This is a genomic window from Methanosphaerula palustris E1-9c (assembly GCF_000021965.1).
In the GTDB taxonomy this organism is placed as follows: Archaea; Halobacteriota; Methanomicrobia; order Methanomicrobiales; family Methanospirillaceae; genus Methanosphaerula; species Methanosphaerula palustris.
Genome location: NC_011832.1, coordinates 171,367 through 185,715, shown reverse-complemented (window position 1 = coordinate 185,715; position 14,349 = coordinate 171,367). Strand labels below are relative to the sequence as shown.

The window sequence follows — 14,349 nt, the reverse complement described above, 5'->3', positions numbered from 1 at the left end:
ATAATTTATCTTCAGCGATGATGAACCTTTCACCCTCGACCCTCCGTAAAACCTATGTTCCTGAACTGCCTGTACGATTGGTAGTATGGATGCAAACAAGATCGAAGAGATCCTCAAAGAGATGGGAATCACAACCGAGATCAGGTGTCCGGAGGCTTTTCGGATCGCCGAAGAGTACGGTATCAGCAGGGCGGACCTGGGGGCCTACTGCAACGAACACGGGGTGAAGATCAGAGGGTGCCAGCTGGGCTGTTTCTGATGCCAAAATTTCTGCAGGTGGTCAGCGTACAGGAGGCGGTGCAGACTATAACCTCGATCGCCAGGCCTGTTTCCACAGAGACTATCCCCCTGGAAGAGGCCGGAGGCCGGGTGCTCGCAGAGGATGTGACGGCTGACCTGGACATCCCGGGGTTCACCAGATCCGTGATGGATGGATACGCCGTCATCGCGGCGGAGACGAGCGGAGCGGGCGAAGCATTACCGACGATACTCCGGTGCACCGGCCGCGTGCTGATGGGGGAGGGAACCACCGCTCCGATCAGGCGCGGGGAGTGTGTCTATGTCCCGACCGGCGGGATGATCCCTCCAGGGGCCGATGCGATGGTGATGATCGAGTACACCGAGGAGCTCGGCGACCAGGTACTGGTTCAGAAGCCGGTGGCCCCAGGCGAGAACCTGATCCTGCAGGGGGAGGACTTCAAAGCAGGAGAACAGGTTCTCCCTGGCGGGACACGCCTCTCACCGCAGGATGTCGGTGCCCTGGCCGCGGTCGGTCGGACCCGGGTCGAGGTCTACAGAAGGCCCCTGATCGGGATCATCTCCACCGGCAACGAGGTGGTACCGGTCGGGACCACGCCTTCGGGAAGTCAGGTGCGGGACGTGAACAGTTATCTCTGCAGGACGGTCGCTGAGAGTTGTGGATGCAGGACACGATCGTACGGAATCGTCAGGGACGAGGAGGAGGCGCTCGCAGAGGTGCTGAACCGGGCAGCCGTCGAGACGGACGGGGTGCTGATCTCAGGAGGATCCTCCAAGGATGCCCGAGACCATGGCGCGACGGTCATCGCCAGGGCAGGATCGGTGCTGGTGCATGGGGTTGCCCTTGCTCCAGGAAAACCGACGATCATCGGGAAGGCCGGCGCCGTCCCGGTGATCGGCCTCCCCGGCCACCCGGCCTCGGCCTATGTAGTGCTGATGGTCCTCGGTATCCACCTCTTCGGCGGGCTTACCGGGGGAGGTCCCCGGCCGTCCAGGGTGGAGACAGCCGTGCTGAATGTGAACATCCCCTCCACCCGGGGGCGGGAGGACTATATCAGGGTCAGCCTCGACCGGGATGATGGGAAGAAAACCGTCGCCACTCCACTCTTCGGAAAGTCCGGGCTGCTGAACACGCTGGTCAGGTCCGACGGGCTGATCAGGATCCCGGCAGGGGCTGAAGGGATGGAGGCCGGCACACCGGTGGAGGTGCTGCTGTGGTGACCCGATACCTGCAGGTGGTCTCGCTGGCAGAGGCCCGCAGGGTTCTGGCGACCCTGATGCCGGCCACCAAAAAGACCGAGGTCGTTCCGCTCGAAGAGGCCGTCGGACGGGTGACGGCCGAGCCGATCATGGCCGCCTATTCGGTGCCGCAGATCCACCTTTCAGCGATGGACGGGATCGCAGTCAGGAGTGCCGATACTGTCAAAGCGAGCGAACAGCATCCGGTGACGCTCCCCGATGCTCTCAGGGTGAACACTGGCAACGTGGTCCCCCCGAGGTACGATGCCGTGATCATGATCGAGGACGTCTGGATCGAGGGCGAAACCTACACGATCAGAAAAGCGGCGGCGCCCTGGCAGCACATCCGCCCGGCCGGCGAGGAGATCAGCGAGACCGAGATGATCCTGCCGGCCGCACACCTGATCGTCCCGACCGACCTGGGGGCTCTGGCAGGCTATGGGGTGACCGGGATCGAGGTGCTCGAATTTCAGATCGGATTGATTCCGACGGGCAGTGAGGTGATCGAGCACGGACAGAGGCCAAAACCCGGCCAGGTGGTCGAAAGCAACTGCTTCTTTGCCGCCGCCTGGCTGCGATCGATGGAGGTCTCCACGCACCTGTACCCAATCACGATCGACGACCAGGATCTGATCCGGGAGGCGATCGTCCGCGGGGTTGGCGAGAACGACCTCCTGATCATCTCGGCCGGATCATCGGCCGGGACCAAGGACTTCACAGCCGAGGTGATTGGGGACCTGGGGGAGGTGCTGGTCCATGGGGTCGCCATCAAGCCGGGGAAGCCGGTGATCATCGGCAGTATTCAGGGAAAGCCGGTGATCGGTCTCCCGGGATACCCGCTCTCCGCGCTGACGGTGATGCGCGAACTGGTGATCCCTGCCCTGCAGGATTATGGGCTGCAACCGCCCGAGTACCCGGCGATCCAGGCCTCGCTCACCAGGACCGTGCAGAAGGAAGTCGGATCTGACGAGTTCGTGCTCGTCTCGGCAGGCGAGATCGATGGTCGGTGGGTGGCCGTCCCCCAGTCCCGGGGTGCGGGCGTCCAGATGAGCATGGTCCGCTCGAACGGTTATCTGCAGCTCGCCGCCGACCAGGAAGGGATCATGGCCGGCGACGAGGTTCGGGTGCAGCTGACTGTCTCCGAGGCCCTGGCTGAACGGGCGCTGCTGATCATCGGCAGCCACGACCCTGCGATCGACCACCTGGCCTCGCTGGTCAGCGGCGAGGGGGTGATCATCCACTCTACCCATGTCGGCTCGATGGGCGGCCTGTTGACCCTGCGGCAGCACCAGTGCCATGCCGCTCCGATGCACCTCCTGGCCCCGGACGGGACCTACAACATCCCCTACCTGCAGCAGTACCTGCCAGAGGACGACCTGGTCCTCCTCTGCGTGGCGGAGCGGGAGCAGGGGTTCGTCTCGACGACTGGCCTCTCGATCGAGGATATCGGGAAGTATACTTTTGTGAACCGTCAGCAGGGGTCAGGGACCAGGATGCTCCTCGACCACTACCTGCACGAACATCAGATCGATCCGGCCACGATCCGGGGCTACGATCATGAGGTGACCACCCATCTGGCGGTTGCAGTCGCCGTCAGGTCAGGCGAGGCCGATCTCGGCCTCTGCGTCTACAGTGCCGCCGCAGCCCTGGACCTGAAGTTCCAGCCCCTGGCCACCGAGCGGTACGAACTGGCCATCGAGAAGCGGATGCTCGACGATCCCCGTGTCCAGACCCTGATCCGGGCGGTCAGGTCACCGGCCTTCCTCTCGGTGCTCACCCGGATGGGGGGATATCGGACCGCGGAGACAGGCGTGCTGCGCGAAGTGCCCCGTCCACAGCCTCTTCCGGACCCTCGCATCTGATCACACAGGGCAGGTCCCAGGTCCGGTACCCGAACACCTCTTTTTTCGTCTTGGCCGCGATCGCGATCTCGCTGAGCGTGCCGTACGACCCCCCGATCGCCACCACGGCATCGGCCGACTGGACCAGCACCACGTTTCGTGCGTGTCCAAGACCGGTCCTGATCGCCACCGAGAGATACGGGTTTCCATCACCGGTGTCCGGGAGGATCCCGATCACCAGCCCTCCGCACCCGGCGGCGCCCCGGGATGCCGCTTCCATCACGCCCCCGCCCCCACCGCAGAGGAGGACGGCCCCGCCTGTAGCGATCGCCCGGCCGACACGGACGGCCGCCTCCTCCTCATCGTCACTGCACTGGGCTGCCCCAATCACTGCGATCTGCATACTATCCTGCTGTGATAGGAGGCCTGCAGGCAAAAAACTACTTTCACTCTCAGATACTACGTATCTTCATTCTATGGATCGTGAGAGAACATGGTGAAGGAAGTCACCGGGAGTTACAACCCCGCTGAACTCGAGGAGCGGGTGCAGGGATACTGGCATACACATGAGACCTTCCGGCAGGTGTTGCAGCGCCATGCCTGTGACCGGCCGTTCTTCTTCGTCGACGGTCCGCCGTACACCACTGGTCATATCCATCTCGGTACCGCCTGGAACAAGATCATCAAGGACAGCCTCCTCCGGTTCCACCGGATGACCGGCAGGAACGTGATCGCCCGGGCAGGTTACGACATGCACGGCCTCCCAATCGAGGTGCAGGTGGAGAAGAAACTCGGGTTCGTCTCCAAGAAGGATATCGAGCAGTTCGGGATCGAGCGGTTCATCGAGGAGTGCCGGAGCTTTGCAGAGACAAACCGGGACGTGATGAGCGCCCAGTTCAAGAAGCTCGGGATCTGGATGGACTTCGACAACCCGTACCAGACCCTGAAACCCTCGTACATCGAGGCGGCCTGGTGGGCCTTACAGCAGGCCGACAAGCGGGGGATGCTGGAGATCGGACACAGGGTCGTGAACTGGTGCCCTCGGTGCGGGACCGCCATAGCCGACGCAGAGGTGGAATACTGGGACGAGCACGACCCTTCAGTCTTTGTGAAGTTCCCGGTGACCGGAAAGGAGCATGAATACCTGGTGATCTGGACCACGACCCCCTGGACGCTCCCGGCCAACGTCGCCGTCGCCGTCCACCCGGAGATCATCTATGCCCGGGTCAGGGCCGTCAGGAACGGGGTCGAGGAGGTGCTCTGGATCGCCGAGGATCTGGTGAAACCGGTGTTGAAGAAGGGGCGATACCAGGACTTCTCGATCATCTCCACGCAGAAAGGGACCGAACTGGTCGGGCTCACCTACACCTCGCCGCTGGTCGAGCAGGTGCCGGTGCAGGCGACGGTCGAACACCGGGTCGTGACCGCCGACTATGTCGCGCTTGAGAACACCGGGCTGGTCCATATCGCACCAGGCCACGGCTGGGACGATTACCTGGTCGGGGTGCGGGAAAAGCTCGCGATGCTCTGCCCGGTGGACGGTGCAGGCCAGTTCACCCCCGAAGCAGGAATCTTCGCCGGGCTCCCGGTCAGGGAGGCGAACGGACAGGTGCTCGAGGCGCTCGGGGATCACCTGCTCGCCGAGCAGGAGGTCGTCCACCGGTACGGCCACTGCTGGCGTTGCAAGACCCCGATCATCTTCAGGGCCACCGAACAGTGGTTTTTGAAGATCGTTCAGGTGAAGGAGCAGATGCTCGAGGAGATCAAGCAGGTCACCTGGTATCCCGACTGGGCAGGAAGTGCACGGTTCGCAGACTGGGTTGGGGAGGCCCGCGACTGGTGTATCTCCCGGCAGCGGTACTGGGGGATCCCTATCCCGGTCTGGCAGTGCAATTCCTGTAGAAAGCGGCGGGTTATCGGCACGATCCATGAACTCGAGGAGGCCGGCGGCGTCCCGGTGCCGAACCCACACCGCCCGTACGTGGACCAGATCACGATCCCCTGTGAATGCGGGGGAGCGATGCACCGGGTCAAGGACATCTTCGATGTCTGGTTCGACTCGGCGGTGGCATCCTGGGCCACTCTGGACTTCCCTGCCGAGCATGATCAGTTCGACCGCCTCTGGCCGGCCGACCTGATCATTGAGGGGCAGGACCAGACCCGCGGATGGTTCTACTCGCAGCTCGGGGCGTCGACCTGTGCGTTTGACAAGGCCCCGTACAAACGAGTGCTGATGCACGGGTTCGCCCTGGACGCGGACAGTAAAAAGATGAGCAAGAGCCTCGGCAACATGATCACCCCCGAGGAGGTCGTCGCGAAGTACGGGGTTGATGTACTCAGGTTCTATGTCCTTTCGGCCAACGCGCCCTGGGACGACCTGAAGTTCAACTGGGACGGGGTCAAGACGGTCCACCGGACGATCAATGTGCTCTGGAACGTCTACCGGTTCCCACTCACCTATATGAGCCTCGATGGGTTCGTTCCCGAATCTAATGAAGAGATATGGAACGGGGAGTATATCACCAGGCGATACGCAGCGATGCCATCAGAGGACCGCTGGATCATATCGACGGTCAACTCGCTGGCCGTGACGGTGACCCAGGCGATGAACGAATGCACGCTCCATCGGGCGACCAGGGCGATCCTCTCGTTCATCCTCGAGGACCTCTCCCGCTGGTATGTGCAGCTGGTCAGGCCCAGGATGTGGCTGGAAGGGGAGGATCAGGGTAAGCAGGACGCCTATGAGACGATGTATTACGTGATGCGGAAACTGCTGGTGCTGATCGCCCCGTTCGCCCCTCATATCGCCGAGACCTGTTACCAGAACCTGAAACAACAGGGGGATCCGGAGAGTGTCCATATGCTCGACTGGGAGAGTGGAGACCAGGGACTGATCGACAGGAACCTCGAGGAGGCGACGGCGATCATCAGGTCGTTCGATGACGGGGTCGCCAACGCCCGGCAGGCCGGCAAGCGGAAGCTCCGGTGGCCGGTGGCCGAGTGCGTGGTCGTGACGGAAAGTGAAACAGTCGCATCAGCCATCGAGGCGAACAACAAGATCTGCAGGTCCCGTGCGAACAGTCGGATCGTGGCGGTGGCCAGGGGTCGCTGGGATCGGATCGGCTGGCAGGCTGAACCGGTGATGAAGAAGATCGGCCCGACCTACGGCAGGAACGGACCGGTTGTCAAGGGATTGATCGAGCAGGCGGACGCGGCCTGGCTGAAGGGTGAGATGGACGCCGGCCGCAAGGTGGTGCTGACCGATGCCGCCGGAAACTCCTACACGATCACCGGCGCAGAGGTGACCTTCGCCGAACACCTGCCAGAGAATGTCTTCACTGCCCCGATGCAGGATGCAACCGTCTACGTGGACGTGACCCTCTCGCCAGAACTCGAAGGAGAGGGCTATGGACGGGAGGTGACCCGCCGGCTGCAGGAGATGCGCAGACAGGCCGGGCTGAAGGTCGAAGATCTGATCACCGCCGAGGTCGCCATCGCCGACCAGCAGGTCGTCGACCTGGTCCAGCCGTGGATCAGTCGGATCAGCGATGACGTCCGGGCGACGGCCCTGATGATCCATGACGGTCCTCTCGCTGAGCAGACCTGGCTGGCCTCCCAGACCTGGGAGGTCGAAGAGGTCACTATGACGATGGGCCTCTCAAAGGCCGAGAACTGAGGAGAGGAAAACCTCTCCCTCTGGTGACGAGAAGAGCGGCAGGTCGCGGTCGATGACGACCCGATGCCGAATGGTCGTCACCTTCTCTTTTTTGATCGGATTATAACCCGACACGGTCACGTCCGCAGTCCTGGCCATCAGCCCCCGCCGGTGCCAGGCCGGCGTCTCGGCGAGGTTCACCCCCCGCTCATGCATCAGGTCGTGCAGGGCCTTCCCCGGTAACCCCCGTAGCCGGGATGCCGCCTCCCGTGAGGAGAGTCCCTCACTGATCAGTGCATGCTGACAGTAGGCATTGATATGGTTCCGCCAGGCCTCCTGCTGCCGGTTGATCAGGTATTCCCGGGCCGAGGTCGGGGTCGCAAAGACCACGCGCGCATCGAAGGACAGCGGGGAGGTCACCCCGAGGGCCAGCGTAAGAGCGCTGGCTGCGTAGGAAGCGGCCACAGAATCGATCTTTTCGACCCTGCCACCGAACGGAAGACCCGTAAAATAGAGGCTGATCTCATCTGAGAAGGTATAGGCAAAACAGGGGGAGAGACCGCTGCTCCCGACCAGCGCCGAAGCTGTCGTCGCCATCGCCTCTGAGAAACGAAGGTCGAACGGCCGCTCAAGAGCGAGGTCTGCCGTCAGGCTGTGAAACGCCCGTCCGTCGAGCCGGACCCAGAGCGGGGGGATGGCGGCGAGGGTACTGAAGATCTCCCGGTTATCATTCATAGAACAATGCACAGATAAGTCGAAGATCTACTGATTGATACCTGTCTGGTTCACCCATCTGAAGGGAAGCAGACATGAGAAGAATCCACTGGATTCTTCGAAGAGTTAAACGCAGTTATTTCCCAAATAGACCGGTTTTGACCTATTTGAGTCTATAATCGGTCAGGGAAGGTACGTTCAACAGGAACGTCGTCTGTGATGAGTCCTGCCACCCGGCCCCGTTCATTTCGGTGTCTGTTTGAAGACCCCTGACATATGTCTGATCAGAATGATGTCACCGATGGAACGGATCATCCGGTACGGGATCTGAAGCCCCTTGTACCCCTTGATATCGACGATATCCAGGTTCAGATTGCCGAGGGCGAGCGCCTTGATCTTCTTTCCATCGAGATCGATCACCACATCATCAACATCCCCTACAAAAACAGCCTTATCGGTATATACGCTCAATCCTAGAACTTCGGTGACTTGGGTCTTCATCACTATCGGTTGAAGGTATATACTATAAAAGTAAAAAAGGTGATCCTTTCACATGGAAGGATCGCTCAAAATCGGACGTATTTTAGGAATTCCGATCTATCTTCACTTCACATTTCTGCTGGTTATCCCCCTCTTCGCCTGGATCATCGGCAGCCAGATCGAAACGACCGTCCAGCTCCTGGCCCAGATCTTCTCGGTCACGATCGATTCATCCCTGATCACGACGGGGCCGGCCCCGTACCTGCTCGGGGCCCTGATCGCCCTCGGTCTCTTTGCCGGGGTGCTGGTCCATGAAGTCGCCCACTCAGTGATCGCAAAGAAGCGGGGGATCCGGATCAACAACATCACCCTCTTCCTCTTCGGCGGAGTCTCATCGATGGAGGAGGGGACGCCCGACCCGAAGGTCGAACTCCCGATGGCCCTGGCCGGGCCACTCACCTCCCTCGGTCTCGGGATCCTCTCGATCGGGATCATCTACCTGATCCCGCTGATCGTCGAGTCGCCGGCGATCGCCGGGGTGCTGATCTTCCTCTTCGCTTACACCGGGCTGCTCAATGTGATCCTCTTCGCGTTCAACCTGCTGCCGGCCTTCCCCATGGACGGCGGCCGGGTACTGCGGGCCTTCCTTGCCCAGCGGATGCCGGCGACCAGGGCGACCAGGATCGCCAGCGAGGTCGGCAAAGGTTTTGCGGTCTTCTTCGGGATCTTCGGGTTTCTGGCATTCAACCCGATCCTGATCATCATCGCGTTCTTCATCTATATCGGAGCCAGCCAGGAGTCGTCAGCCGTCCGCTACACCTCCCTGCTGCAGGACCTGACCCTCGGGGCCGTGATGTCCACTGCAGTGATGACGGTCTCTCCACAGACCCCGGTCCTGGAGATGCTCGACCAGATGTATGCCACCAAGCATCTCGGGTTCCCGGTGGTCGACCGGGGGATCGTGGTCGGGATGATCACCCTCTCCGACCTGCACCGGGCCTCGCCGATCGACCGGGACGCCCTGCAGGTGCGGGACCTGATGACCAGGGAGGTGGTCTCACTGCCGCCACAGGCACCAGTGGCAGAGGCGCTCAGAGTGATGTCCGAGCGGAACATCGGGCGGATCCCGGTGCTGGAGAACACCGAACTGGTCGGGCTTGTAACCAGGACCGATATCATCAAAGTGATGCAGCTCCGTGAAGTCTGACCCGGGGCTCTGATTCTAAAAGAGGAGCAGGTGATCGATCGGGGTCGAGCCGGCCACCGCTGAGAAGGCGGCGAGGTCCCGAAACGGTCTCATCCCGGCGATCGATCGGGCCCGCTTCCTGCCGATCCCGGGGATCGAGACCAGCGCCGAAGCCGGCAACGTGTTCACCGGAACCGGGCAGGGCAGAACCGTCAGCGACCGCATCCCATGGCCGACCACCACCACGTCCAGCACAGTCCCGACCGGCAACGGCAGCGGGACGCCGGCGAGGATCGGATAGGTCCCCATCTGCCGCCCGAACGAGGGGGAGCCCGACTGCTCGATGATCAGGTTTGAGAGGATGGTTCCTAGTGGGAAGACCCCTTCGAGTATCGGCAGATCGATCGTCGTCCGGACCTCCTCCTTGAACTTTTTGAAGAGGGGCTGGTGGAGGCCGAGCGTGTTCTCGGCATAGGCCCTGGTCCCTTCGAACGGCATCAGCTGCCTGATGTTGATCCTCCGCACGAGCAGCCCCTCGTCGAGCACCTGCCGCAGAAACCGGCGGTCCAGGTCGAAGGTCGCGGCCGTCTCCCCGGCCAGACCGAAGACGAAGTTCAGTCCAGGGAGCAGTTCCGGGATCCCCTGGTTCCTGACCGCTCCGAGAGCGTTTACAATCCTGATCGCCTCCAGCACCTCCTCAGGCGCTGCCTTGAGGTTGTTGGCCCTGACCACCGCCGGATCGGCCGTCTCCATCCCGAACGCGGCCACGTCCCCGGGGGTGTGACGGCTGATGATCGCTGCCAGAGCCGCGGCCGACGCCTCCGGGTGACGGGCGATGGTCCCTGGGTTCATATTGTCGATATGGAGGGTGGCCAGGTCGGGGGCCGCCTCCCGAATCGCAGAGAAGAGGGCCTCGATCGCCGCGGGATCCGGCTCAGGGTACTCCCCGCTACCGCTCTGATAGGCCAGCAGGTCGGGCTGCCTGCCGAGCCGGAAGTGGCGGGCGCCGGCCTTCGCGAGGGCCGCAACCTCTGCCTGCACCCCGGCGACGGACCGGTACTGGGGGGGCCCGTAGAACGGCTCGGTACAGAACGAGCACCCGCCGGTCACCTGCCGAGCACACCCCCTGGCCGTCTCGAGTTCGCAGACCAGGTTTGGGAACGACGGGTGCTGGGGGATGATGCCAGCCCCTGCAGCAGCCCATCGATCATAATCCAGGTAATGCATCGTCCCGTCGGGGGTCAGCCCCTGCAGATGGGCATCAAGCGCGGCTGAGGGCGATCCCGGCAGCAGGGTATCGAACCCCCTGACCGTGGCCTTCACGGCCCGCTCCCCTCCCTGCCCGGAGAACCCGAACCCGATCGGTCCGGCGATCACCTTCTCGGCCGCACCGGTCATCGCCCCGATCTGCTGAATCTCGTTCAGGGTCGCCGGCGTTCCGCCCAGGTACTTCCCGGGCACCGTCACTCCCGCGATCATCACGAGCAGATCGGCGCTGGTCAGGACCCTGGCCATGGCCGGGTCGGTCCGGAGCTGGTCGATCGTCAGGTACCGGACCTGGTAGCCGTGCTGAGAGAGCACCCCTGCAGCGGCCCTGACATCGGGAGAGAGGTACGGCGGTACACCTAGACAGGCCGGCTCGTCCACGTACCCGTCCAGCAGCACGGCCTTTGAGGTCATGATCAGAGGTTGTACCCAAGGATGGCGAGCAGCCTGCGTGCCCAGAAGAGTTTCCCCCGCTTGACCGGGTCGACGGAGGGATCGTCGAGGTCGAACCCGAGGATCCGGATGCTCGTCGCCCCGAGTGCATCGGCGGTGAAGACCGCCCGGTCGCCGTCGCTGAATCCTCCGAAGTTGTGGACCGCGGCGAAGGGCGTCGCCTGGGTAGTGGTCACCATAGGCCCTCTGAACCGGGGAACCCAGTGGGAGAGGAGCGGCATGTTGTCGCCATGCGCATGGACGACCATCACGGTCCCCTCCTCGTTCATCGAGAGGAAACAGTCGGTCGCACCGTCCAGGTCGGTGAAGACCGCGTCAGGCCGGATTCCATGCGTGTACAGCACCTCGGCGGCGGCATCGGCGGCAAGGATCGTCCCCTCCACCTGATCGATCTGATCGAGCAGGCACGGGGCGTTCCCACAGACGGTGACGGTCCGCCCCAGGATCAGTTTTTTTAAGTCAGGGAGGGCGTCGACGGCGACCAGCGAGGCGAGCAGTCGGGCGGCCTCTTCGTCCTCTTCGCGTGAAAATGAAAAATAGTCCAGGATCTCCAGGTACAGGGGTTCCCAGTCCCTAAAGATCATTTCTCCCCTCTTGCTTCTCCAGCCCGACAATGTTCTCGAACCTCTTCAGGATCGGATCGATGATCAACGCCAGGAGCGCCTCCTTGTTCTCGACCATCGCAAAGTAGGTGAGCGGAATGACAGCTGCGGCCATGTTCGGATGCCCGCCGGCATCCCCGATCTCACCGAACGCCTCGCTGATCACGTTTCCTAGGTTGATCCGGACATCCCGGCTCCGCGCTGATACGAGGATACCGGTATCCCCGATACCGTAGATCAGCGCCGTGTTCACCCCTTCGAGGTTGATCAGATAGTCGGCGGCCTGGGGAAGGGCATCGCGGTTCCGGATATACCCGACATTGGAGAAGAGGTACCCGCTCCGGATCACCCGGTTCATGATCGCATTGCCGAGGATGTCCAGCGTCTCCTTGGAGAGAGACGGGGACATGATCCGGTCGAGCAGATCGGAATCGGTCAGGGGAAGGAGAAAAGCGACATAGTTGAGGTCCTGTGGAGTCACATTCCTACGGAAATCACGAGTATCGGCTCGGATCCCATAGAGCAGCCCGGTGGCGAGCTTCTTATCGATGGTGATATCCATCTCCTGCAGGTACTGGGTCATCATCGAGGCGGTGGCCCCCATACCTGGACGGATATCGATGAAGTCGGCATGTACCGATTCACTCTCCTCGGCCCGGTGGTGATCGATGATAATGTGCACGTGCGTCCCCTTGGGGAGACTGTTGTTGACCCCGGGGATGGACGAGTCGACCAGCGCCAGATACTTGCACTCCCGAAGCACCTCCGGGGTGAGCCGCTCCATCTTGATGTCGAGCAGGTTCACAAACGCCCGGTTCTCCTGATGACCGATGTTCCCCTCGTACAGGATCCGACAGGTCACCTTCTTATCGCTGGAGACCCGCGCGATCGCTGCGAGCGCCATCGCACTGGAGATCGCATCCGGGTCCGGATTGTTATGGGTGACGATCCCAAGCGTCCCCTCCCAGCCCACAAAGAGATGCTGCAACCGCTGTGCGATCCGCGTCGCATGGAGCCTGCGGATCTGGTGCACCGCCGCCTTGGCCACCACCTCCTGCGGGTAGAGGACGAACTCGGCGCCGGCGTTCTGAAGCACCCCGACCGAGGTCGGATCCATCGCCCGCGCAATGATCTCAGTGCCAGGATAGCGTGCCTTGATGGCCTGAACCGCCGCAAGGTTGGCATCTTTTTCGTTCGAGAGGACAAAGACCACGTCAGGGACCGGCAACCCGTCGAGCAGTCCCGGGCCCTTCAGATCCCGAACTTCAGCCTCATATTTCTGATCGAGCAGATCCTTGACCCTCTTCTCGTCCCTGTCGACGACCCTGATGCTGGAGGTCTCCTTGGCCAGTTCCTCAATCACATTGTAGCCAATACTCCCGCACCCGAGTATCATATACTGTACCTCACCCGGGTCGTCTCGCTGGTCAGGTTCAGGCATATGATGAGAGGTGGTATCTGTCAGGATATTAAGGTAGGGGAATCCGATAGGCTTATACCATTGGGTGATCAATCATAGTAGGTCAACTGGTGGGCTTGTAGCTTAGTTCGGTAGAGCGACGGACTCTTAATCCGTAGGCCAAGGGTTCAAATCCCTTCAGGCCCGCTATCATTTGATTGTCGATTCTTCTCATGTCATGCCCCCCGACGGTTACGTTTCTTCTGGTACAATGCGAAGGACGGCAGGTACTCCTCTGATGATCCATATCCGCTGAAAAAAGAGAGGGAGAGCCCGGTTGTCAACGGGCGCCGACATTCATTTTCCGATCTTCACCAGCATCTCCTCAAGCGAGGGGTAATGGGACTCAATCCGTTCCACCCGGCCGCCGGCAGCAGTGATCACTTCGGTCTGCCGATTCATAGCAGCGAGGTCGGTGGCAGCGGTCATATACCCAGCCCCCTCGACCACCGCCTCCCAGATCGGATCCAGACTGATCCCCGGCGGAAGCGAGAAGAAGAGGTGGTAGGTGAGCGAGCCGAACTGCTCGCGGAGTTCGTGCATCGAACCGAATGCGATGATCTCGCCCCGGCGGAGGATCATCACATGGTCGCAGAGCGCCTCCACCTGAAAGAGGTTGTGTGCAGACATCACGATCGTCTTCTGCTGGTCTCGGAGCGAACGAAGGTAGTCACTGATATACCGGGAGGTCATCGGATCGAGACCGGAGGTCGGCTCGTCATAGATCAGCAGATCGGGATCATGGATCAGGGAACGGGCGATCGCCACCTTCCGGCGCATCCCCTTGGAGAGCTCGCCGATCTTCTTTCCCTCGTCCTCAAGGGAGAGAGCAGTGAGGAGCGTCTTCTGTCGGGACCGGATCGTCGCAAGGTCGAGCCCGTAGAGCTCGCCGAAGAACCGGAGATAGTCGGGGACGGTCATCGTCTCATAGACCCGCGACTCCTCGGGGAGGTACCCGAGGCTGGCCTTCAGGGTGCCGGGGTCCCGGATCACGTCCACCCCGTTGATGGACAGTTCACCGGAGGTCGGCTTCACCAGACCGGCCATAATCTTTAAGAGCGTGGTCTTGCCGGCCCCGTTGTGCCCGATCACACCGAAGATCTCACCCTTCTGCAGTTCAAAACTGATCCCCTTCAGTGCCATGAACCCGTCATAGTCCTTGACCAGCGACCGGGCAGTTATCATACTTCGCTATT

The 14,349-nt window shown here is 61.7% G+C and carries 12 protein-coding genes and 1 tRNA gene; 6 read left to right on the top strand and 7 right to left on the bottom strand.

Annotated elements, in window-relative coordinates; translation table 11 throughout:
* Positions 1–85 precede the first annotated feature (85 nt).
* The 3 genes from MPAL_RS16430 to MPAL_RS00795 are packed head-to-tail and all read left to right on the top strand — an operon-like array spanning position 86 to position 3,359.
* Positions 86–259 (top strand): hypothetical protein, encoded by a 174-nt coding sequence (locus tag MPAL_RS16430; protein WP_012616868.1) that lies wholly within the window; start codon positions 86–88, stop codon positions 257–259.
* Positions 259–1,479 (top strand): molybdopterin molybdotransferase MoeA, encoded by a 1,221-nt coding sequence (locus MPAL_RS00800; protein ID WP_012616867.1) that lies wholly within the window; start codon positions 259–261, stop codon positions 1,477–1,479. The genes MPAL_RS16430 and MPAL_RS00800 overlap by 1 nt, the downstream gene beginning before the upstream one ends.
* Entirely contained in the window at positions 1,473–3,359 is a 1,887-nt protein-coding gene (locus MPAL_RS00795; RefSeq protein WP_048144977.1) for a molybdopterin biosynthesis protein, read from the top strand. The genes MPAL_RS00800 and MPAL_RS00795 overlap by 7 nt, the downstream gene beginning before the upstream one ends.
* Here MPAL_RS00795 and MPAL_RS00790 read toward each other — a convergent pair.
* Positions 3,271–3,741, bottom strand: a complete 471-nt coding sequence (locus MPAL_RS00790) for a TIGR00725 family protein (RefSeq protein WP_012616865.1) — start codon at positions 3,739–3,741, stop codon at positions 3,271–3,273. The two genes, MPAL_RS00795 and MPAL_RS00790, sit on opposite strands and share 89 nt — an antisense overlap.
* Before the next feature lie 90 nt (positions 3,742–3,831).
* Here MPAL_RS00790 and ileS point away from each other — a divergent pair, with 90 nt between their 5' ends.
* Positions 3,832–7,014, top strand: a complete 3,183-nt coding sequence (ileS, locus tag MPAL_RS00785) for an isoleucine--tRNA ligase (protein ID WP_012616864.1) — start codon at positions 3,832–3,834, stop codon at positions 7,012–7,014.
* On the opposite strand, the gene MPAL_RS00780 is transcribed toward ileS, so the two are convergent.
* Positions 6,997–7,728, bottom strand: a complete 732-nt coding sequence (locus MPAL_RS00780) for a tRNA(His) guanylyltransferase Thg1 family protein (RefSeq protein ID WP_012616863.1) — start codon at positions 7,726–7,728, stop codon at positions 6,997–6,999. The two genes, ileS and MPAL_RS00780, sit on opposite strands and share 18 nt — an antisense overlap.
* A gap of 222 nt (positions 7,729–7,950) precedes the next feature.
* Positions 7,951–8,208 (bottom strand): PRC-barrel domain-containing protein, encoded by a 258-nt coding sequence (locus MPAL_RS00775; RefSeq protein ID WP_012616862.1) that lies wholly within the window; start codon positions 8,206–8,208, stop codon positions 7,951–7,953.
* Between the two features lie 52 nt (positions 8,209–8,260).
* Between MPAL_RS00775 and MPAL_RS00770 the strand changes: the two genes are divergently transcribed.
* Positions 8,261–9,394, top strand: coding sequence for a CBS domain-containing protein (locus MPAL_RS00770; RefSeq protein ID WP_012616861.1), 1,134 nt, complete (start codon positions 8,261–8,263; stop codon positions 9,392–9,394).
* A gap of 15 nt (positions 9,395–9,409) precedes the next feature.
* Here the strand turns inward: MPAL_RS00770 and MPAL_RS00765 are convergent, their stop codons facing one another.
* From MPAL_RS00765 to MPAL_RS00755, 3 genes are read right to left on the bottom strand one after another with little or no spacing between them, the layout of a single operon-like run.
* The gene (locus tag MPAL_RS00765; protein ID WP_012616860.1) at positions 9,410–11,053 is read right to left on the bottom strand and encodes a radical SAM protein; all 1,644 of its coding nucleotides are present in this window, start codon (positions 11,051–11,053) and stop codon (positions 9,410–9,412) included.
* A 2-nt stretch (positions 11,054–11,055) separates the two neighbouring features.
* On the bottom strand, positions 11,056–11,676 hold the full coding sequence (locus MPAL_RS00760) for a 6-hydroxymethylpterin diphosphokinase MptE-like protein (RefSeq protein ID WP_012616859.1): 621 nt from the start codon (positions 11,674–11,676) through the stop codon (positions 11,056–11,058).
* Positions 11,666–13,135 (bottom strand): DHH family phosphoesterase, encoded by a 1,470-nt coding sequence (locus MPAL_RS00755; RefSeq protein ID WP_048144975.1) that lies wholly within the window; start codon positions 13,133–13,135, stop codon positions 11,666–11,668. Before MPAL_RS00755 ends, MPAL_RS00760 begins: the two co-directional genes overlap by 11 nt.
* Positions 13,136–13,226: 91 nt before the next feature.
* Between MPAL_RS00755 and MPAL_RS00750 the strand changes: the two genes are divergently transcribed.
* Positions 13,227–13,300: transfer RNA gene (locus tag MPAL_RS00750), tRNA-Lys, on the top strand.
* Between the two features lie 150 nt (positions 13,301–13,450).
* Here MPAL_RS00750 and MPAL_RS00745 read toward each other — a convergent pair.
* Complete coding sequence (locus MPAL_RS00745; protein ID WP_012616857.1) at positions 13,451–14,338, bottom strand: ABC transporter ATP-binding protein; 888 nt, start codon at positions 14,336–14,338, stop codon at positions 13,451–13,453.
* Positions 14,339–14,349: the final 11 nt, after the last annotated feature.

Bases quoted from the DNA above. Each gene is read 5' to 3' on its own strand.
- MPAL_RS00765 (WP_012616860.1), bottom strand. From the start codon at position 11,053: ATGACCTCAAAGGCCGTGCTGCTGGACGGGTACGTGGACGAGCCGGCC.
- MPAL_RS00790 (WP_012616865.1), bottom strand. From the start codon at position 3,741: ATGCAGATCGCAGTGATTGGGGCAGCCCAGTGCAGTGACGATGAGGAG.
- MPAL_RS00760 (WP_012616859.1), bottom strand. From the start codon at position 11,676: ATGATCTTTAGGGACTGGGAACCCCTGTACCTGGAGATCCTGGACTAT.
- MPAL_RS00755 (WP_048144975.1), bottom strand. From the start codon at position 13,135: ATGCCTGAACCTGACCAGCGAGACGACCCGGGTGAGGTACAGTATATG.
- MPAL_RS00745 (WP_012616857.1), bottom strand. From the start codon at position 14,338: ATGATAACTGCCCGGTCGCTGGTCAAGGACTATGACGGGTTCATGGCA.
- ileS (WP_012616864.1), top strand. From the start codon at position 3,832: ATGGTGAAGGAAGTCACCGGGAGTTACAACCCCGCTGAACTCGAGGAG.
- MPAL_RS00775 (WP_012616862.1), bottom strand. From the start codon at position 8,208: ATGAAGACCCAAGTCACCGAAGTTCTAGGATTGAGCGTATATACCGAT.
- MPAL_RS16430 (WP_012616868.1), top strand. From the start codon at position 86: ATGGATGCAAACAAGATCGAAGAGATCCTCAAAGAGATGGGAATCACA.
- MPAL_RS00800 (WP_012616867.1), top strand. From the start codon at position 259: ATGCCAAAATTTCTGCAGGTGGTCAGCGTACAGGAGGCGGTGCAGACT.
- MPAL_RS00780 (WP_012616863.1), bottom strand. From the start codon at position 7,728: ATGAATGATAACCGGGAGATCTTCAGTACCCTCGCCGCCATCCCCCCG.
- MPAL_RS00770 (WP_012616861.1), top strand. From the start codon at position 8,261: ATGGAAGGATCGCTCAAAATCGGACGTATTTTAGGAATTCCGATCTAT.